Below are 17,271 nucleotides of genomic sequence, written 5' to 3' on the forward strand. Positions count from 1 at the left end.
CCCGGCGGAGGGAGCCGGCTCAGCCGTCCGCCGGGGCCGCGTGGTGGCGCAGCGCTGAGCCCGCCCGCGATTTGACGACCTCCAACTGGGCCGGCACCCGCTGCCGCAGGTCGGCCACATGGCTGACGATGCCCACGCAGCGGTCCCTCTCGCGCAGCGAGTCCAGCACGTCCAGCACCTCGTCCAGTGTCTGCTCGTCCAGACTGCCGAAGCCCTCGTCGATGAAGAGGGTTTCCAGCCGGGTGCCGCCGGCCTCCTCGGTCACCACGTCGGCCAGCCCGAGGGCCAGGGCGAGGGAGGCGAAGAACGTCTCGCCGCCCGAGAGCGTGGCGGTGTCCCGCTCGGCGCCCGTCCAGGCGTCCACGACGTGCAGTCCGAGACCGGATCTGCCGCGCCCGGAGGCCCGTTCGTCGGAGTGCACCAGCGTGTAGCGGCCGCCGGACATCTTGCCGAGCCGCGCCGAGGCGGCCCCGGCGACCTGTTCGAGCCGCGCTGCCAGCACATACGACTCCAGTCGCATACGGCGCTCGTTCTCGGCGGAGGTGCCCGCCGCGAGTCCGGCCAGCCGGGCGATCCGGTCGTAGGTCGCACTCAGCGGTGCCAGCCGGCGGGCGCGGTCGGCGGCGCGCCGGCCCAGCTCGTCGAGGGCTTCGACCCGGCCGCGCGCGGCGTGGTGCTCGGCGTCGGCGGCACGCAGCCGCTCCTCGGCCGCCTCGGCGGCGGCCTGGGCCGCCTCCGGCCTGGCAGCGGGACGGGCAGCGGCCGCTGCCAGCGCGGGTTCGGCCAACTCCTCGCGTACGGCGGCCTCCTCAGCCTGTAGGCGTTCCAGCTGGACGCGCAGCTCGCGCTGTTCGGGTTCGGGGAGCACGGCCTGCGCCGCGTCGTCAGGCCCGGTGAAACCTGCCCTGTCCGCGGCCTCGGCCAGCTGCGCCGCGGAGTCCGTGAGCCGTTCGGCAGTGCGGGCCGCCGTATGGGCGGCTTCCGCGGCCTGGGACAGTAGGCCGACGCGGCGCTCCAGTTCGGCGAAGCGGGCGGCGACACTGGGCGCCTCGCCACGGGCCTTCGTCAGCCGCTCGGTGAGGGCCGCGAGCTCCCGCTGGAGCGCATCCCGGGTGGAAGTGCGGGCCGCGGAGCGGCGCTCGGCATCCTGGCGGGTGGCCTGCCGCTCGGTGTGTTCGCGCTCGGCGGCGGCCAGCGCCTCGCGGGCCTCATGGGTGCCGGCCGCCAGCGCGTAGGCCTCGGCGTGCTCGCCCTCAAGCGCGGCGACGGCGGCGGCCAGCGCCTCGGTGCTCACGCCCGGGTCCGCTGTCGGCCGAGCGGTTTCCCCAGCGGTCCGCCCGGGCGGGCCGCCCGCCTCGGGCCGGGAACCGCTCGCAGCGGCGGGCTCGCTGCCAGTGCCGGTCACCCGCTCGGCGTCCGGCCCGGCGCCCGACCCCGCACCGGCCCTCCCGGCCTCCGGTCCGTCGCCGCCTCCCCCGCCCGCCGCTTCCGCCTGCGCGGCGGTGTGGCTCTCCCGCAGCGCGGCGAGTCGCTGCTCGGCCGACTGGCGGCGCTCGCTCGCCCGTTGGCTGATGGCGAGGGCTTCCTCCTCGGCAGCGCGGTCGACGTGGTCCGGCTCCTCGCGCGCCGGGTCGGGGTGCTCGGTGGAGCCGCAGACGGCGCAGGGCTCGCCCGCCGCCAGGTTCGCGGCGAGCTCGGCCGCGATACCGCGCAGCCGCCGCTCCCGCAGGGCGAGCCACTGCTCCTTCGCGTCGGCGGCCTCCTCTCGGGCGCTACGGACGGCTTCGGCGGCGGTCTCGATCTCGGCTGCGAGCTGGTCGCGGCGGCGGGCGGCCTGGAGGCGGGTACGAGCTGGGTGCAGCCGGCCCGCGAGGCGTTCGGCGCGGGTGGCGGCCTCCAGCGCCTCGTCCACCCGGCGCTGGAGAGCGTGCCGCTGCTCCTCCCAGCCCGCCAGCCACTCCGCCGCCTCGCGGAGGAGTTCGTCGTCGGCCCGGGACTCGGCGTCCAGACGGCGCAGTTCGGCCTCGATTCCGGCAGCGCGCGGCTCCTCCTCGCGGGTGGCCCGCAGTGCGCCCAGCTCCTGGCGCAGCTCCCGCTCCAGCGCCGCCAGCCGCTCCGGCTCGGCGTCGGCCAGGGTGCGCGGGAGGTGGGCGCGGGCATCCCGTTCGGCCGCGCGGGCCCGCGCGTGTTCGTCACGTGCGGCGCCGTGCAACCGGAGCGCCGGGGCCACGGCCTCGGCGGCCTGCGCCCGCTCCAGCCTGCGCCGCAGCGCGTCCCGTTCGTCCGCCTTGGCCGCCAGCTCGTCGGCACGCTGCCGGGCGCGGGCGAACCGCTGCTGCTCGCGGGCGAGTTCACGGCTCGTCTCCAGCTCGCGTACGGCCGATCCGTACTGCTCGCGCGCGGTCCCGGCGGCGAGGGCGGCCGAGGCGAGGCGTTCGCGGGCGTACGAGCGGGCCTGTGCCGCCCAGGCCAGGACGGCGTCGGTGAGGCCCGGGTCGCCGGGGGCGAGCCTGCCCCGCTCGGCTTCCTTGGCCTGCTTGGCCCGGGTGCCGGCCCGTCCGCTGCCGCGTGCCGGTGCGGTGATGGCCGCCGGGGCGGTGCGCTGGCCTGGCACGGGGTCGGCGTCGGGCGTGCCTGTGGGGCCTTCGCCCAGTTCGGCCGGGTCGCCCACCGCCTGCCGCATACGGTGGGCGAGGGCCAGCAGTTCCTCGTCGGCCGTGGCGACCTCGTGCTGTGCGCTCTTCCGCATCCGCGCCAGCTCTTCCTCCACGGCCGCGAACCTGCCGGTGTCGAAGAGCCGCCCCAGCAGCTTCGCCCGGTCCTCGGCACCGGAGCGCAGGAACCGCGCGAAGTCGCCCTGCGGCAGCAGGACCACCTGACAGAACTGGTCCTTGCTCATACCGAGTGCCTGGCTGATCTCCTCGCCGATCTCCTGGTGGGAGCGGCTGAGACCGTGCCACTCGCCGGTCGCCGGGTCCCAGGCGCGCAGTTCGCAGCGGGCCCGTTCGCGGGTGAGGCCGGTGCCGCGGGCCTTGGGGCGGAGCTGCTCGGGGGCGCGGGTGAGCTCCAGCCGCCGGCCGGCGACGGTGAGATCGAGGACCACCTGGGTGCGGGTGTGCGGGTCGGCGTGGTCGCTGCGCAGGGTGCCGCCGGGCTGTTGGCGGGCGCCGGGTACGCCGCCGTAGAGGGCGAAGCACACGGCGTCCAGCACCGATGTCTTGCCCGCGCCGGTGGGGCCGTGCAGCAGGAAGAGCCCGGCCGAGGAGAGGGTGTCGAAGTCGACGGTGTGGGTGCCGCTGAACGGGCCGAAGGCAGTGAGGGTGAGCCGGTGCAGCCTCAACGGGCCACCTCGCGTTCGCCGTCGGCGGCCGGGCGCCGGCTGCCGCCGTCGGCGGGGTGTGCGGTGGGCGCCGTACCGGAGACGGCCGGCCCGGTGCGGGAGACGGCGGGCGGCTCGGCGCTCTCGGCGACCCGCACCGCCTCGAGGGCCTGCCCCAGCATCCGGCGTTCCTCGGGCGCCACCTGCCGTCCGGGGCGTACGTGGCCGACGAAGTCCTCGGCGATCTGCCGGTCGGTGCGGCCCTTCAGTCGTACGGCGTAGGAGCGTTCGTCGTCGGTCTCCTCCCGCTCGGGCGCGAAGACGAGGCTGATGGTGTGCGGGAAGCGCTTCGCCAGCCGGGCCATCGGGTCGTGCGGCCGGGCGGCGTCGGTGAGGGTGGCCTCGACCCAAGCGTCCGCGTGTTGTTCGTGTGCCGGGTCCGTCAGCAGTTCGTCGAGCGTGCCCCGCAGCCGGGCGAGGGGGCGCGGGACGGGACAGTGCAGCCGCTCGGCGGCGAGTTCACCGCCGGGGCCGAGGTCGACCAGCCACATGGACTTGGGGTGGCCCGCCTCGGAGAAGGAGTAGGCGATCGGGGTGCCGGAGTAGCGCACCCGCTCGGTGATGGACTGGCAGTTGTGGAGATGGCCCAGCGCGACATAGTCGACGCCGTCGAAGACGGACGCGGGTACGGAGGCGACGCCGCCGACGGTGATGTCCCGCTCGCTGTCGGAGACTTCGGCCCCGGTGACGAAGGCGTGCGCCAGGACGACGGAGCGGGTTCCGGCAGGTCTGCCGGAGAGGTCGGCGCGCACCTTGTCCATCGCGGCGCGGAGTACGGCGGTGTGTCCCGCCCCCTCGGCGCCGAGGGACTGCCGCACCAGCGAGGGCTCCAGGTACGGCAGCCCGTAGAAGGCGACCTGTCCGTCCGCGTCGTCGAGCACCACGGGTGTGCCGCACTCGCGTGGGTCGGTGCGCAGATGGATGCCCGCGCGGCCCATCAGCTTCGAGCCGACGCCCAGGCGGCGGGCCGAGTCGTGGTTGCCGGAGATCATCACGGTGGGCACGGAGAGCTCCGCCAGCCGGTGCAGCGCGTGGTCGAACATCTCGACGGCGGCGAGCGAGGGCACCGCGCGGTCGTAGATGTCACCGGAGACGAGCACGGCGTCCACCGAGCGCTCCTCGACGGTGGCGACCAGGTGGTCGAGGAAGGCGCGCTGGGCATCGAGGAGGCTCACGCGGTGGAAGCTCCGGCCCAGATGCCAGTCCGAGGTGTGCAGCAGACGCATGGTCAACGACCTTAAGGCCCACCACTGACAGCGCGTGCCGCACCCCGGACCCGGCGCGACGTCCGGCCTCGGCGGGGGGCGATATCCGGCGCTCGACGGGGCGCGATATCCGGCACTCGGCGGCGCCCAACCACGCCGCCCGTCCCGCGCACTCACACGGTGCCGAACGCCTCGCCGCCCACCTCCAGCCGCGCGGTGCCCGCGGTGGCGTCGGCGAGCCAGCCCCGGAAGTCGGGCAGATCGGCGTCGGGCAGCCCGAGCTCGATGGTGACCTCGGCGCCGTAGCGCACCTCGCGCACCTGGCGCCCGGTGGCGCGCAGATCGTTCTCCAGCCGCCCGGCACGCTCGTGGCCGACCGTGATCGTCACCAGCCGGAAGCGTCGCCGGGTGACGGTACCGACGGCGTCCAGGGCCTCGCCCACCGCGCCGCCGTACGCGCGGATCAGGCCGCCCGCGCCCAGCTTGACGCCGCCGAAGTAGCGGGTGACGACGGCCACCGCATAGCGCACTTCGCGGCGCAGCAGCATCTGCAGCATCGGCACCCCCGCGGTGCCGCCCGGCTCGCCGTCGTCGTTCGCCTTCTGGATGCTCGCGTCGGCGCCGATGACGTACGCGGAGCAGTTGTGGTTGGCGCCGGGGTGCTGCTTGCGGACGCGCGCGATGAACTCCTGCGCCTCGGCCTCGGTGGCGGCGGGTGCGAGGGCGCACAGAAAGCGGGAGCGGTTGACCTCCGTCTCGTGCACGCCCTCCGCCGCGACGGTGATGTACTCCGCGGGTCCCTCGGGCTGCTGCTCCTGCTGTGCGCGCTGCTCCTGCTGCATCCCGCCAGCCTATGGCCAGGGCAGCGGGAATCGGCGCGCGGTGGGAACCGTTGTCGCAGGGACAGGGCCTGCTACGGAGGAGAGGGAACGATGTACGGCGATTCCGGGACGGTGCGGGAGATTCTCACCGAGCTGGGTGACACCTGGGCGGTGGTGGGTCTCTCGCAGAACACCTCCCGGCCCGCGTACGGGGTGGCCCAGGTGCTGCAGCGCTACGGCAAGCGGATCGTGCCCGTCCACCCCAAGGCGGAGACGGTGCACGGCGAGCGCGGCTACCCGAGCCTCGCGGACATCCCCTTCCCGGTGGACGTGGTGGACGTCTTCGTGAATTCCGCCCTCGCGGGACCGGTGGCCGACGAGGCGGTGGCGATCGGCGCCGCAGCGGTCTGGTTCCAGCTCGGGGTGGTGAACGAAGCGGCGTACGAGCGCACCCGGGCGGCCGGCCTGCGGATGGTCATGGACCGCTGCCCGGCGATCGAAATCCCCCGACTGGGATGAGCGCCGTGCGCCCCGAAGGGGCGCGGGGAACGGCGCGACCAGCCACAGCGAACCCGCAGCCTGCGACGTCGGCCAAGGGGCACCCCCTAGCCGCGCAACCCGAGCCCCTCCACAACCGTGGCGCCCGGGAGCGTAGCCAGTGCCTTGCCGGGGACGATCAGCTTGCCCCTGCGGCTGCCGCTGCCGATCAGTACCCAGGGCAGGGCCGCCGTCTCGGCGTCCAGCAACAGCGGCCAGTCGGCGGGCAGTCCGATGGGGGTGATGCCGCCGTACTCCATGCCGGTCTCGCCGACGGCAGTCTCATGCGGCGCGAAGGAGACCTTGCGGGCGCCGAGGCCGCGGCGTACCGCTCCGTTGACGTCGAGGCGGGCGGAGGAGAGCACCACGCAGCCCGCGAGGGTGCGGACCCCGCCCTGTTTGGCGGCGACGACGACGCAGTTGGCCGACGTCTCCAGCAGGTCCTTGCCGTAGGTCTCGGCGAAGACGGCGGTGTCGGCCTTCTCCGGATCGGTGTCGACGTAGAGCAACTGGTCGGCGGGTACGGGGCCTTCCCAACCCCGGACGGCGGCGGCGACGGGGGTGGCCAGCTGGTCCAGTACCTCGGGGGCCGGCCGTGCGTTGTCGAAGTCTCCGATGGGCGCTCGCATACCGGCACCTTAGCCAACCGCGCGATGCTCGATCAGCGCGGTTCGGGGACCGAGACGGCCATGGTCATCTCGACGGTTTCCGTACCGTCGTTGCGGTAGCCGTGCGGCACATGCGACTCGAAGCAGGCGGAGGTCCCGGCGGGGACGGTGTACTTGTCGCCGTCCACCTCGAGGGTGAGCGTGCCCGCGGTGACGTGCACGAGCTCGGTGGTGCCGATGGGGTGCGGGTCGGAGCTGCTGGCGTCACCGGGCACCAGCTTCCAGTGCCACAGTTCCAGCGGACCGGGGGCTTCCGTGCCCGCCAGCAGGGTGCTGTGGCTGCCCGCCTCGGTGGACCACAGACGTACGGCCTGCTCCGGCGGGACCAGCCGGACCTGCGGCTCCTGGTCGAAGTCCAGCAGCGAGGTGATGCTGACGCCGAGGGCGTCGCCGATCTTGACGACGGTGCCGACGCTCGGGTTGGTGCGGGCCTGTTCGATCTGGATGAGCATGCCCCGGCTGACGCCTGCCCGCGCCGCCAGCGCGTCCAGGGTGAAGCCGCGCTCGGCCCGCAGGTGCTTGAGGTTGCGGGCGAGCGCCTGCGTGAGGTTGTCGAGGTCCGTCACGGTGTTCCGCACCATCCAAAATAATAGATGACAGAGTGCACTATGGTGAACTACGGTGTCCTGGACTTAAGCGTTCACCACACTGTACTGCGAGGGATTACTGCCATGACCGCTGTCTTCGCTCTGGCCACCAGTCTCCTGTGGGGGCTGGCCGACTTCGGCGGCGGGCTGCTCAGCAAACGACTGCGCGAGCTGACCGTGGTGGTCGTCTCGCAGGGCGCGGCCTGCCTGGTGCTCGGCGCCATCGTGCTCGGCACGGGCGCCTGGAGCGAGCTGGACGCCCGGCTGCTGTGGTGCGCGGTGGCGGCGGGCGCGATCGGACCGGTGTCGATGCTGTGCTTCTACCGGGCGCTGGCCATCGGCCCGATGGGCGTGGTCTCCCCCGTCGCCACCCTCGGCAGCGTCGCCGTACCCGTTGCCGTCGGCATGGTGCTGCACGGCGAACGGCCCGGGCTGGTGCAGGCGGCGGGCAGCCTCGTCGCCGTCACCGGTGTGGTGCTGGCCGGTGGGGTCGGCGGTGGTGGCGCGCCTGTGCAGCAGCGCACGATTCTGCTGACCGTGGTCGCCGCCTTCGGCTTCGGCGCGACGATGAGCCTGGTCGCCGAGGCGTCCGCCACCATCACGGGGCTCTTCCTGACGCTGTTCATCCAACGGGTGGTCAACGTCGTCGTGGGCGGCGGCGCGCTCTACGCCTCGGTGCGCCGGGGCACTCCCGCGCTCCCCGAGGAGGGGATGCGGGCGGTGTGGACGGCGCTGCCCGCGCTGGCCTTCGTCGGCCTGGCGGACGTCGCCGCCAACGGGACGTACGCCGTCGCCGCGCAGCACGGCCCGGTCACCGTCGCCGCCGTTCTGGCCTCGCTCTACCCCGTCGTCACCGCGCTGGCCGCCCGGAGCGTGCTCCAGGAACGGCTGCGGGCCATGCAGACCGCCGGTGCGGGGCTGGCGCTGCTCGGCACGGTGCTGCTCGCCTCGGGCTGACCGACGCCGGGCTCAGCAGTCGGGGAGGGGGCCCTCGGCACCCTCCCCTGTGCCGTCCAGCCGCCCGTGCTGGCGGGGCAGTTCGGCCAGGGCCGCCAGCTCCTGCGGAGTGACCCCCTCCGGCACGGGCACGGGTGGCGGGGTGCGCAGCGGCGGCTGCCACCCCTGCTCCGGATCGAGGCGCCGCACCACCTTGGCGGGCGCGCCCGCGACCACCGCGTGGTCGGGCACCTCGCCCCGCACCACGGCGCCCGCCGCGACCACCACGTTCCGCCCCAGCTTCGCGCCCGGCAGGACGACGGCTCCGGCACCGATCCAGCTGCCGGTTCCGATCTCGACCGGCGCGGTACGCGGCCACTGCTTGCCGACGGGGCGCGCCGGATCGTCGTAGGAGTGATTGGTCGAGGTGATGTAGACGTATGGGCCGCAGAACACATCGTCCCCGATGCTGACCGTGGTATCCGCGATGATGTGACTCCCCCGGCCGAGCACCACGCCGTTCCCCAGCCGCAGCACGGTCTCGGGGCCCAGATCCAGGTCCGGCATCATGCCGGCCGTCAGCGTGACGTCCTGGCCGACGATGCAGTGGTCGCCCAACTCGATCCACGGCGTACCGAAGAGTGTGCCCTGCGGAAAGGCGAGCCGGGTCCCGGTCCCGATCCTGCGGAACGCGTACGGCCCGGGCCGCTCGGCCGTGACGGCTCCCGCACGCTGGGCCCGGCGCCAGATGCCGTGCACAGCGCGGGAGCTGAGGGAGGAGAACACGTTCCTGAGGGAGGGCACGCCGTCACGGTAGCGCCCCGGCACTCGCCCACCCCGGTGATGTTCCTCACCAGTAACCCGGGGTTGCCCGCTCAGGAGTGCGCGCTTCCCTCGCCGATGGACGCCTCACGGTGCTGCTTGGCCAACTCGACGTACACGAGCGCGTTGAAGCGCACCCCCTCGCGCTCCTCGTCGGTCAACTCACGCCGCACCTTGCCCGGCACCCCGGCGACCAGCGAACCGGGCGGCACCACGGTGCCCTGGGGCACCAGGGTCTGCGCCGCGACGAGGGAACCGGCGCCGATGTGCGCGCCGTTGAGGACAGTGGCGCCCATGCCGATCAGCACCTCGTCCTCGACGGTGCAGCCGTGCAGGACGGCGTTGTGGCCGACCGTGACGTGCGCGCCGACGGTGACGGGAAAGCCAGGGTCGCCGTGGACGGTGCAGTTGTCCTGCACATTGCTGCCCTCGCCCAGCACGATGGGCCCGGCGTCGGCCCGCAGCACGGCGCCGTACCAGAGGCTGGACCCGGCGGCCATGGTGACCTCACCGGCGATCACGGAGGTCGGCGCGTTGAACGCCGTGGGGTCCAGCCGCGGTTCGTGCCCGCCGACCGTCACGATCACTCCCCGCTGTGCCACTCTGCTCTCCTTGTTCGGGCCTGCTGAGGGGGTGCCTCCCCCAGCGAAGCTTGGGCAGTCTGCGCCAGGGGCGCAGGGTGGGCAAGCGCAGCCCACCCTGCGGGGCAAGCACTAGTCGCCGGTCAGCGCCGGTTCGCGCGCGTCCACATCCGCGGCCTCCGCCGCCGTCTTCGCCGTGCGGCGTTTGACGAACAGCATGGAGCCGAGGCCGATCAGCACGGCGAGCACCAGGCCGAGCCAGGAGAAGCGCTTGAGCCAGGCCTCGGCGACGATGCCGACGTAGTAGATGACGGCGGTCGTACCGCCTGCCCACAACACGCCACCCAGCACGTTCGCCGTCAGGAACTTCCAGTACGGCATCTTCAGCACACCCGCGAGCGGTCCGGCGAAGATTCGCAGCAGGGCGATGAAACGGCCGAAGAAGACGGCCCACATTCCCCACCGCTGGAAGGAGCGTTCGGCGGTGGCCACATGGCTGGGCCCGAAGTGCTTGGGGAACTTCCCGCCCAGCCAGTCCAGCAGCGGCTTGCCGCCCTTACGGCCGATGGCGTACCCGATCGAGTCACCCACGATGGCACCGACGGTGGCGCACGTGCCCAGGATCAGCGGATCGATGTGTCCCTGCTGCGAGGCCAGCAGTGCGGAGCTGACGAGAACGATCTCCCCGGGCAACGGAATTCCCAGGCTCTCCAGCCCGATGACCACCCCCACCAGGAGGTACACACTGACGGCCGGGATGTTTTCCAGCCACTCCTGGATGTGCAACTGCGGCTTCCTCTCCTGACATACGGGACACGAGCTGCCATGACAGCACGAGTCCGGAAGCCTACTCGACCGCACACCCTCCCGCGCCGACGGCCCTGCGCCGCCGGTGCGGCCAGGGCCCGAGGTCACGCGTGGTTCAGTCGTTGGGGCGCAGGGTCCACACGATGGTCATCTCGCTGGTGACGGCACCGTCGGCGCGGCTGAGCGCGACCTTCACCGGGAATTCGGGGCGTTGCCCCTGGTCCAACTCGGCGATCACATCGGCCACCGGGCGGCCGAGTTCGGCAGTGGCGGTGACGACGCCCTTGGCGAGCTTCTTGAAGTCCATCTCCGCGCGCACCGGCAGCGGAACAGCACGGGAGAGCTGGTCGAGGAAGGCGGCCATGGTCACCGCGCCGCTCGCGGACTCGGCCAGCGTGAACATCGCGCCGGCATGCGGGCCGCCGACGTGGTTGTGGTACTCGCTCTGGTCGGGCAGCGAGACGACGACCCGCTCCGGCGAGGTCTCGAGGTACTCCAGGTTGAGAGTGCGGGCCATGGGCACGGAAGCCTTCATCAGCTCGCCGATGTCCGGCTGTGACGGTGTGGTCATGGCCGCACGTTACCACCGGGTAACTCTGGGCGGGAGGGCTGTTCCCTGCGGCTTCGGGCCTCCGCTCAGATAGCGGGTGCATACCGATCCGTGGGCGCCGGTGGTCGGTGCGGGGAACGCACCATAAGGTTGTCGGCCATGTGGCCAGGACAGCAGCAGCCCGGGGGCGAGCAGAACCCGCAGCAGCCGAACCCGTATCAGCAGCCCGGCTACGGGCAGCCGAACCCGTACCAACAGCCCGGCTACGGGCAACAGCCTTCAGGCCAGCAGCCCGGCTATGGGCAGCAGCCGCCGGCGGGCCAGCCGTCCGGCTACGGACAGCAAGGCACCCCGCCGTACCCGTACGGCCAGCAGCCCGGCGGCCCCGGTCACTCGGGGCAGTGGGGGCAGGCGAGCATGCCCGGCGGCCCGCAGTCGCCCCAGGGCGGCGGGGGCGGTGACCGGAAGAAGACGGTCATCATCTCGATCGTCGCCGCGGTCGCGGTCATCGCCGCTGCCGTGACGGGCGTCTTCGTCTTCGGCGGTGACGACAAGAACGACAAGAAGAACGAGGCCGACAATTCCGCCTCGGCTTCGGAGAAGACGAAGCCGGAGGAGAGCGAGAAGACCGACCCGGGTGGTGGCGGCGGAGCCTCCAAGGACCCCTCGGAACCCGTGATCTCCGGCTGGCAGACCGTCGTCAACCCGAAGTGGTACTCGGCCTTCGACGTGCCGGACAACAAGGACTGGACGCTGGCCGGCGAGGGCACCATCACCGGCTTCGAGAACGACAAGGGCAAGGTCCTGGTCGCCATGTCCTCGCCCGCCTACTTCAAGGACAACTGGTGCAAGGAGAGCAGCCGCGCCGCTGTCGGCACCAAGGGCGGGCAGGGCTCCAAGGACACCAAGGAAGCCGCGAAGATCGCGGCGGAGAACTTCGCCATAGCCGGCTACGACCAGAAGCAGAAGGGCAATCTCAAGGTCTCCAAGACCAAGCCGTTCAAGAACAAGCACGGCATCAAGGGGCACACCGCCACCGCGAACATCACCGGAGCACCCACGAACGACAAGTGCGCCACCAGCGCCGGCAAGGTGGTCACGGCCTCCTGGATCAACAGCAACGGTGACCTGGCGATCTGGGTTCTCTACACCGACGCGGGCGTCAAGGACGAACTCCCGGACGCCACCATCAAGAAGATCATGGGCAGCCTCCGCAACTACGACGGCGGCGGCAACGAGCCTCGCGGCTGACCCCGCCCGCCTCCGCGCGGTCCAGGCCAGGGACGGCGCCTTCAGCCGATGCTGAAGGCGCCGTCAGGCGGTTCCGGGGACGGTACGGCGTCGCCGTCCTCGACGGCCGGTACGCCGCGCATGAAGCGCTCCAGCGCCGCGCCGTGCTCGACCCGGGCCGGGAACGGATCCGCCGAGCAGCGGCGCGCCAGCTCCGGCAGCGGCTGCTCGTGCCGGGAGGCGAGCAGCACGATGTTGCCGAACCGCCGCCCGCGCAGCACCGCGGGCTCCGCGAGCAGAGCCAGCCGCGGGAAGACCGCCGCGAAGGTGGCGAGTTGCGAGGCGAGGAAGCGGAACGGCGTGGCATCGGCGAGGTTTGCCACGTATGTGCCCCCGGGCCGCAGCACCCGCGCCGCCTCCCTCGCGTACGGCAGGGTGGTCAAATGCGCCGGCACCCGCGAGCCGCCGTAGACGTCGGCCACCAGTACGTCAACGCTGCCGGGCGGTGAGGACTCCAGCAGGGCCCGCCCGTCCGCGGCCTCCACCGTGATGTCCGCCCCCTCGGGCAGCGGAAGGTGCTCGGCGACGAAGTCGGTCAACTCCGCGTCCGGGTCGGCCACCCGCTGCCGGGATCCTGGACGGGTCGCGGCGAGGTAGCGGGGCAGGGTGAGGGCTCCACCGCCGAGGTGGAGCACGTCCAGGGGCGCTCCGGGCGGCGCCGCCACGTCCAGCAGATGGCCGACCCGGCGCGCGTACTCGAACTCCAGGTGCTCCGGCGCGTCCAGGTCGACGTACGACTGCGGCGCACCGTCCACGGTCAGCAGCCAGGCACGCCCCCGGTCGAGGTCAGGCAGCAGCTTGGCCGTGCCGCCCGCGACGGCTCGGGTGCGGGGTATCTGCTCCCCGTCGGCGTCGGTGTCCACCGCACCATTGTGGGCCCGGCAAGGCGGTTCAGAGCACCCCCGGCAAGGGCACGTAGGTGTCCACGGCATCCAGCAGCGCCTCGATCGTGCTCTGCCAGCGCGGATCGCCCTCCAGCGCGCGCCGGGCGGAGACCCGGACGACCGGAAGCGTCTCCCCCGCGAAGCCGTGCGCCGTCAACTGCGCCCGTACGTCGAGCTCCACCAGCTCGGTCAGCTCGTCATTGCTCGCGTCGGCCATGGTGAGGGCCACGACCAGATGTGCGAGGCCGCTGCGGCGCGCGAGCGCGAGGTGCTCGGCGGTGCCGAGCCGCACCCCCCGCAGGACGGAGACGACGAGCAGCGCTCCGTCCAGACCGCGCAACATACCGGGATCATCGGGACATTCAGCATCCCCGGCCGGATCCAGCAGGGTGTAGCGCCGGGTGTCGGTCGCGTACCGGAATCGTCGTCGTGGTCGTTTTGGATCCGCGGGTGAGCGCGGGCCGGCGTCCGCGGCCCGGGGGTCGGCAGAGCCGGGTGCGCGGGCCGCGGCCAGCGCGGCGGCCAGTGTCGTCCTGCCGTGCCCTTGGTGGCCCAGCGTGCCGATGGTGAGGTGCGGGACGGGATACGGGTGGGTGTGGCCGGACATGAGTGCCCTCCTGGACCGGTACGGGACGAGGCGGACCCCAAGGGATGACCGACCCTCCCCCTGTGGGGTCCTCGGTCGGTCCGGGAAGGGTCAGCGTCGGCGGAGCCGGACGCCGGGAGGGAGGGGGCGGACACACACGCCCCGGGTCGGGAAGAGGGCAGCCCGCGGGGCGACCGCGACCGCGGCCGGAGCACAGGAACGGGACTGCCGGAGCACCGATCGATCATCGCTCCCCCGCTTCCGGACGTCGAACGGTTTTCGACGCCGCACCGGCCGAGACCTGCACAGTGCTCTCATCCCCAGGTGAAAGCGGGGATGGACGGTGGGCGAACACCGTTTCGGAGCGGCACTTTTCGGACCGTCCGTACGACCTCGAACGGCGGAGGCACCGGTTCGTCGGTTACGCTCCCTGCGTGCCCGTCCCCGCCACGCAGCCAGACGGACTCCCCGGCCGTCTCACCAGGACGCTGCTCTCACCCTGGTCCCGCCTCGCCCTGCTCGCCGTACTGCTGTGCAGCGCGGCGACGGCGATGGTGCTGTACGAGCCGCAGCGGGTGCTCACCCACGGCTTGTCACCCCAGGCCGCCGGCGGTGCGGCTGTCGCCCTCTTCGGCGCCGCCTACGGGCTGTGCACCGCGGCCTTCGTACCGCGCCCGGTGCTCAATGTCACGGCAGGCGTCCTCTTCGGCGCCCAGGCAGGCACCTTCTCGGCGACGGCCGGCACGGTGATCGGCGCGGGGATCGCCTTCGGGCTGGGCCGGCTGCTGGGCCAGGATGCGCTGCGCACGGTGCTGCGCGGCCGCTGGCTGTCCGCCGCGGACCGGCAGTTGAGCAAGCACGGCTTCCGCTCGATGCTGGTGATCAGGCTGCTGCCGGGCGTACCGTTCGCGGCCTCCAACTACGGCGCCGCCGTCTCCCGGATGAGCTGGCCCGCCTTCCTGAGCGCCACTGCGCTCGGCTCGGTGCCCAACACCGCGGCGTACGTCATCGCGGGCAGCAGCGCGGCGAAGCCCACCTCGCCGGTGTTCCTGGCCTCGTTCGGCTTCATCGCGCTCTCCGGGCTGGCAGGCGGCGTGGTGGCCTGGCGCAAACGCGCCCAGCTGCGGGGCGGCACACCGCGTGCGGACGCCGGGGCCGAAGCCCCGCCCGAAGCCTGCTCGACGGCCGTACGCGAGCCGGTCTCCCATCACTGACCCCGACTACCACAGGGACGAGCCCCGCCGCCGATGTCTTGGTTTGAATCCTTTGTTCTTGGACTCGTCCAGGGACTGACCGAGTTCCTCCCGATTTCTTCCAGCGCCCATCTGCGGCTGGTAGCGGCGTTCGCCGGCTGGCACGACCCGGGCGCGGCGTTCACCGCCGTCACCCAGATCGGCACCGAGGCAGCCGTACTCATCTTCTTCCGCAAGGACATCGGCCGCATCGTCACGGCCTGGTTCCGCTCGCTCCACAACCGCGAGGCCCGCCGTGACCACGACGCCCAGATGGGCTGGCTCGTCATCGTCGGCTCCATCCCGATCGGGGTGCTCGGGCTGGCCTTCAAGGACCAGATCGAGGGCCCGTTCCGCGATCTGCGGCTGATCGCGACGACGCTGGTGGGGCTCGGCATCGTGCTGGGCATCGCGGACCGGATGGCGGCGCGCGACGCGAAGGGCGGCCGTCACCGCGCGCGGCGGGAGCGCAAGTCCCTGGAACAGCTCAATGTGCGCGACGGACTTCTCTTCGGCTGTGCGCAGGCGCTGGCGCTGGTTCCCGGAGTCTCCCGGTCCGGCGCCACCATCAGCGGCGGTCTGTTCATGGGGTACCGGCGCGAGGCGGCGGCACGGTACTCCTTCCTGCTGGCCGTTCCCGCGGTGCTCGCCTCGGGGCTGTTCGAGCTGAAGGACATCGGCGAGGGCCACGTCTCCTGGGGCCCGACCGCCTTCGCCACGGTGCTGGCGTTCGTGGTCGCGTACGCCGTCATCGCATGGTTCATGAAATTCATCTCGACCCGCAGCTTCATGCCGTTCGTCATCTACCGAATCCTGCTGGGACTCGCTCTGTTCGCCCTGATGGCGGCGGGCGTGCTCAGTCCGCACGCGGGCGAGTCGGTGGGCTGAGCCCCCGGGCTCCGGCAGCGGTCAGCGGTGGCGTTCGCGCTCCTGTGCGCGCCTGCGCCTGAGCACCAGCAGATCGATGGCCGCGCCCAGTGCCAGCGCGCCGCAGACGGCGGCCAGCACGGTGAGCACCCGGTCGCTGGGGGTGCTGCGGCTGTCGGAGGAGGCGGCCCACCAGGCGAACAGCGCCGTCGCCGCGGCGAAGAACGGCACTCCGATGGACGACAGCAGCGTGCGCAGCCGGATGTCGCTGCGCGCGGTCAGCGGTTCGGTGCCGGAACGGGGGCGCCGGCGGGAGCGGCGGTCGTCGTCGCGGTCGGATCCGTTCCGGTGCGGTCCGGGCTGCGGTGGCTGGGACACGGGGGCTGCCTTTCGCCGGTGGACTCCCTCATGATTCCGGCGGGTTCCCGAATCCGGGCGGGGACGCGCCGTGATCCGGCGGCTCACCGTAAGGGGGTGCCCCTGCCCGTCGCTCGCGGGCTGCGGGTGCGTTGTGGCTTGTCGCGCAGTTCCCCGCGCCCCTGACGGGGCGCGTGCTCCCTGCTGTGCTTGGGAGGTCTGCTCCCCCAGACTCCGTCCGGGAGGTGCCCCCAGGGCGCAGGGCTGGCAAGCGCAGCCCCCCATGCCGGGCACGCAAGAGCCGCCGGGCACCTCCTAGCACGAACCTCTCGGCACGCACCGTACCAACACGGACACCCGGCCGGAGTAGCCCGAAATGCGCAGCGCGTCCCGAGGCCCACACGGTGGGCGTGGAGACAACAACCACCCCTCTCTCGGGAGCGAACATGCGAATTCGTACCGCGATCACGGCCGGCGCCCTCGGCGCCGTCGCCCTGCTCGGCTCCACCACGGGCACCGCGGCCGCCAACGACGGTCCCCATTCCAAATCGCCGGGCTCCGTGAACATCGGCCTGAACGTCTGCGGCAACCCCCTCCTCATCCCGGTGCTGAGCCCGCCGGTGCAGAACTACTGCAAGAACAAGTTCTGAGGTCCCAGGACAGCATCTGAGGTCTCAGGACAACAGAAGTGCACGTCGGCCGACGGGCCCCGTCCCCGCACCCGCGGGCGGCGGGGTCGCGTCGTTCGCGGCACGCGATCCGGCCGAGCACGGTTGTGCCGGGCGGGTCCGGGACTGCCACACTGGCCGCATGGACAACTTCTACCGTGGTCCCGCGACGCTGCTGACCGGAGCCGCCGAGGTGCCGGTCGACGCGGCGCTGTTCACGGAGACCACCGGCCCCGGAACCGCGTGGTCCGGCACCATCAGGCCGGAGGGCGACCAGCCGCTGTGGACCGAGCTGGAGGGCGACACGGCGAGGCTGCGGCTGGCCGACGGACGCGTCTGCCAGGTCACCCTGCTGGGCAGCGGCTTCGGCCCGGTCGAGGTCGCCGGCGAGGGCCCGCTCCCGACCCAGCCGTAGCCGCATCTCGGTCACGCCGGGCCGTCTCCGCCCGTGGGCCGATCATCCTTGAGACGTCACCTGCCAGGGTGATACGGCT

At 72.6% G+C, this 17,271-nt stretch carries 18 protein-coding genes and 1 pseudogene; 7 read left to right on the plus strand and 12 right to left on the minus strand.

Annotated elements, in window-relative coordinates:
- Positions 1 to 19 precede the first annotated feature (19 nt).
- The 3 genes from ACQEU8_RS22565 to ACQEU8_RS22575 form a co-directional block, all read right to left on the minus strand.
- Positions 20 to 3,340 (minus strand): AAA family ATPase, encoded by a 3,321-nt coding sequence (locus tag ACQEU8_RS22565; protein WP_433103887.1) that lies wholly within the window; start codon positions 3,338 to 3,340, stop codon positions 20 to 22.
- Positions 3,337 to 4,605 carry an exonuclease SbcCD subunit D gene (locus ACQEU8_RS22570; protein WP_433103889.1) on the minus strand — a complete coding sequence of 423 codons (1,269 nt, stop codon included), beginning with the start codon at positions 4,603 to 4,605 and terminating at the stop codon, positions 3,337 to 3,339. The genes ACQEU8_RS22565 and ACQEU8_RS22570 overlap by 4 nt, the downstream gene beginning before the upstream one ends.
- A gap of 152 nt (positions 4,606 to 4,757) precedes the next feature.
- Positions 4,758 to 5,426 carry a YigZ family protein gene (locus ACQEU8_RS22575; protein WP_433103891.1) on the minus strand — a complete coding sequence of 223 codons (669 nt, stop codon included), beginning with the start codon at positions 5,424 to 5,426 and terminating at the stop codon, positions 4,758 to 4,760.
- A 90-nt stretch (positions 5,427 to 5,516) separates the two neighbouring features.
- On the opposite strand from ACQEU8_RS22575, the gene ACQEU8_RS22580 reads away from it, so the two are divergent.
- Positions 5,517 to 5,924 (plus strand): CoA-binding protein, encoded by a 408-nt coding sequence (locus ACQEU8_RS22580; RefSeq protein WP_433103893.1) that lies wholly within the window; start codon positions 5,517 to 5,519, stop codon positions 5,922 to 5,924.
- An 86-nt stretch (positions 5,925 to 6,010) separates the two neighbouring features.
- Here ACQEU8_RS22580 and ACQEU8_RS22585 read toward each other — a convergent pair whose 3' ends face one another.
- Both ACQEU8_RS22585 and ACQEU8_RS22590 read right to left on the minus strand, forming a co-directional pair.
- Positions 6,011 to 6,571, minus strand: coding sequence for a YbaK/EbsC family protein (locus tag ACQEU8_RS22585; protein WP_433103895.1), 561 nt, complete (start codon positions 6,569 to 6,571; stop codon positions 6,011 to 6,013).
- Between the two features lie 32 nt (positions 6,572 to 6,603).
- Positions 6,604 to 7,191, minus strand: a complete 588-nt coding sequence (locus ACQEU8_RS22590; protein WP_433103897.1) for a helix-turn-helix domain-containing protein — start codon at positions 7,189 to 7,191, stop codon at positions 6,604 to 6,606.
- A 90-nt stretch (positions 7,192 to 7,281) separates the two neighbouring features.
- Here ACQEU8_RS22590 and ACQEU8_RS22595 point away from each other — a divergent pair, with 90 nt between their 5' ends.
- Positions 7,282 to 8,154 carry an EamA family transporter gene (locus ACQEU8_RS22595; RefSeq protein WP_433103899.1) on the plus strand — a complete coding sequence of 291 codons (873 nt, stop codon included), beginning with the start codon at positions 7,282 to 7,284 and terminating at the stop codon, positions 8,152 to 8,154.
- A 12-nt stretch (positions 8,155 to 8,166) separates the two neighbouring features.
- Here the strand turns inward: ACQEU8_RS22595 and ACQEU8_RS22600 are convergent, their stop codons facing one another.
- The 4 genes from ACQEU8_RS22600 to ACQEU8_RS22615 all read right to left on the minus strand — a co-directional run bounded on the left by ACQEU8_RS22600 (position 8,167) and on the right by ACQEU8_RS22615 (position 10,914).
- Positions 8,167 to 8,937, minus strand: coding sequence for an acyltransferase (locus ACQEU8_RS22600; RefSeq protein WP_433103901.1), 771 nt, complete (start codon positions 8,935 to 8,937; stop codon positions 8,167 to 8,169).
- 71 nt (positions 8,938 to 9,008) lie between these two features.
- Positions 9,009 to 9,557 carry a gamma carbonic anhydrase family protein gene (locus ACQEU8_RS22605; protein WP_433103903.1) on the minus strand — a complete coding sequence of 183 codons (549 nt, stop codon included), beginning with the start codon at positions 9,555 to 9,557 and terminating at the stop codon, positions 9,009 to 9,011.
- Positions 9,558 to 9,668: 111 nt separating this feature from the next.
- Positions 9,669 to 10,322 carry a DedA family protein gene (locus ACQEU8_RS22610; RefSeq protein WP_433103905.1) on the minus strand — a complete coding sequence of 218 codons (654 nt, stop codon included), beginning with the start codon at positions 10,320 to 10,322 and terminating at the stop codon, positions 9,669 to 9,671.
- Between the two features lie 136 nt (positions 10,323 to 10,458).
- A complete protein-coding gene (locus ACQEU8_RS22615) occupies positions 10,459 to 10,914 on the minus strand; it encodes a DUF4442 domain-containing protein (RefSeq protein WP_433103907.1) in 456 nt (151 codons plus the stop codon).
- 138 nt (positions 10,915 to 11,052) lie between these two features.
- Here ACQEU8_RS22615 and ACQEU8_RS22620 point away from each other — a divergent pair, with 138 nt between their 5' ends.
- Entirely contained in the window at positions 11,053 to 12,144 is a 1,092-nt protein-coding gene (locus ACQEU8_RS22620; protein WP_433103909.1) for a hypothetical protein, read from the plus strand.
- 41 nt (positions 12,145 to 12,185) lie between these two features.
- Here ACQEU8_RS22620 and ACQEU8_RS22625 read toward each other — a convergent pair whose 3' ends face one another.
- Complete coding sequence (locus ACQEU8_RS22625) at positions 12,186 to 13,046, minus strand: spermidine synthase (protein WP_433103911.1); 861 nt, start codon at positions 13,044 to 13,046, stop codon at positions 12,186 to 12,188.
- A gap of 40 nt (positions 13,047 to 13,086) precedes the next feature.
- Positions 13,087 to 13,674 (minus strand): annotated as a pseudogene (locus ACQEU8_RS22630) (GTP-binding protein); the annotation flags it as partial.
- 413 nt (positions 13,675 to 14,087) lie between these two features.
- On the opposite strand from ACQEU8_RS22630, the gene ACQEU8_RS22635 reads away from it, so the two are divergent.
- Both ACQEU8_RS22635 and ACQEU8_RS22640 read left to right on the plus strand, forming a co-directional pair.
- Positions 14,088 to 14,867 carry a TVP38/TMEM64 family protein gene (locus ACQEU8_RS22635; RefSeq protein WP_433103913.1) on the plus strand — a complete coding sequence of 260 codons (780 nt, stop codon included), beginning with the start codon at positions 14,088 to 14,090 and terminating at the stop codon, positions 14,865 to 14,867.
- Positions 14,868 to 14,900: 33 nt separating this feature from the next.
- Positions 14,901 to 15,773 (plus strand): undecaprenyl-diphosphate phosphatase, encoded by an 873-nt coding sequence (locus ACQEU8_RS22640; protein ID WP_433103915.1) that lies wholly within the window; start codon positions 14,901 to 14,903, stop codon positions 15,771 to 15,773.
- A gap of 21 nt (positions 15,774 to 15,794) precedes the next feature.
- Here ACQEU8_RS22640 and ACQEU8_RS22645 read toward each other — a convergent pair whose 3' ends face one another.
- Positions 15,795 to 16,130 carry a DUF6343 family protein gene (locus ACQEU8_RS22645; protein WP_433103917.1) on the minus strand — a complete coding sequence of 112 codons (336 nt, stop codon included), beginning with the start codon at positions 16,128 to 16,130 and terminating at the stop codon, positions 15,795 to 15,797.
- Between the two features lie 425 nt (positions 16,131 to 16,555).
- Between ACQEU8_RS22645 and ACQEU8_RS22650 the strand changes: the two genes are divergently transcribed.
- A complete protein-coding gene (locus ACQEU8_RS22650; RefSeq protein ID WP_433103919.1) occupies positions 16,556 to 16,759 on the plus strand; it encodes a chaplin in 204 nt (67 codons plus the stop codon).
- A gap of 160 nt (positions 16,760 to 16,919) precedes the next feature.
- Positions 16,920 to 17,192: a hypothetical protein gene (locus ACQEU8_RS22655; RefSeq protein ID WP_433103921.1), complete on the plus strand. Its 273-nt coding sequence runs from the start codon at positions 16,920 to 16,922 to the stop codon at positions 17,190 to 17,192.
- Positions 17,193 to 17,271 lie beyond the last annotated feature (79 nt).

It is taken from the genome of Streptomyces sp. CA-250714, from assembly GCF_050936705.1.
Classification (GTDB): domain Bacteria; phylum Actinomycetota; class Actinomycetes; order Streptomycetales; family Streptomycetaceae; genus Streptomyces.

Bases quoted from the DNA above. Each gene is read 5' to 3' on its own strand.
- ACQEU8_RS22570 (WP_433103889.1), bottom strand. From the start codon at position 4,605: ATGCGTCTGCTGCACACCTCGGACTGGCATCTGGGCCGGAGCTTCCAC.
- ACQEU8_RS22575 (WP_433103891.1), bottom strand. From the start codon at position 5,426: ATGCAGCAGGAGCAGCGCGCACAGCAGGAGCAGCAGCCCGAGGGACCC.
- ACQEU8_RS22580 (WP_433103893.1), top strand. From the start codon at position 5,517: ATGTACGGCGATTCCGGGACGGTGCGGGAGATTCTCACCGAGCTGGGT.
- ACQEU8_RS22585 (WP_433103895.1), bottom strand. From the start codon at position 6,571: ATGCGAGCGCCCATCGGAGACTTCGACAACGCACGGCCGGCCCCCGAG.
- ACQEU8_RS22590 (WP_433103897.1), bottom strand. From the start codon at position 7,191: ATGGTGCGGAACACCGTGACGGACCTCGACAACCTCACGCAGGCGCTC.
- ACQEU8_RS22595 (WP_433103899.1), top strand. From the start codon at position 7,282: ATGACCGCTGTCTTCGCTCTGGCCACCAGTCTCCTGTGGGGGCTGGCC.
- ACQEU8_RS22615 (WP_433103907.1), bottom strand. From the start codon at position 10,914: ATGACCACACCGTCACAGCCGGACATCGGCGAGCTGATGAAGGCTTCC.
- ACQEU8_RS22620 (WP_433103909.1), top strand. From the start codon at position 11,053: ATGTGGCCAGGACAGCAGCAGCCCGGGGGCGAGCAGAACCCGCAGCAG.
- ACQEU8_RS22640 (WP_433103915.1), top strand. From the start codon at position 14,901: ATGTCTTGGTTTGAATCCTTTGTTCTTGGACTCGTCCAGGGACTGACC.
- ACQEU8_RS22650 (WP_433103919.1), top strand. From the start codon at position 16,556: ATGCGAATTCGTACCGCGATCACGGCCGGCGCCCTCGGCGCCGTCGCC.
- ACQEU8_RS22655 (WP_433103921.1), top strand. From the start codon at position 16,920: ATGGACAACTTCTACCGTGGTCCCGCGACGCTGCTGACCGGAGCCGCC.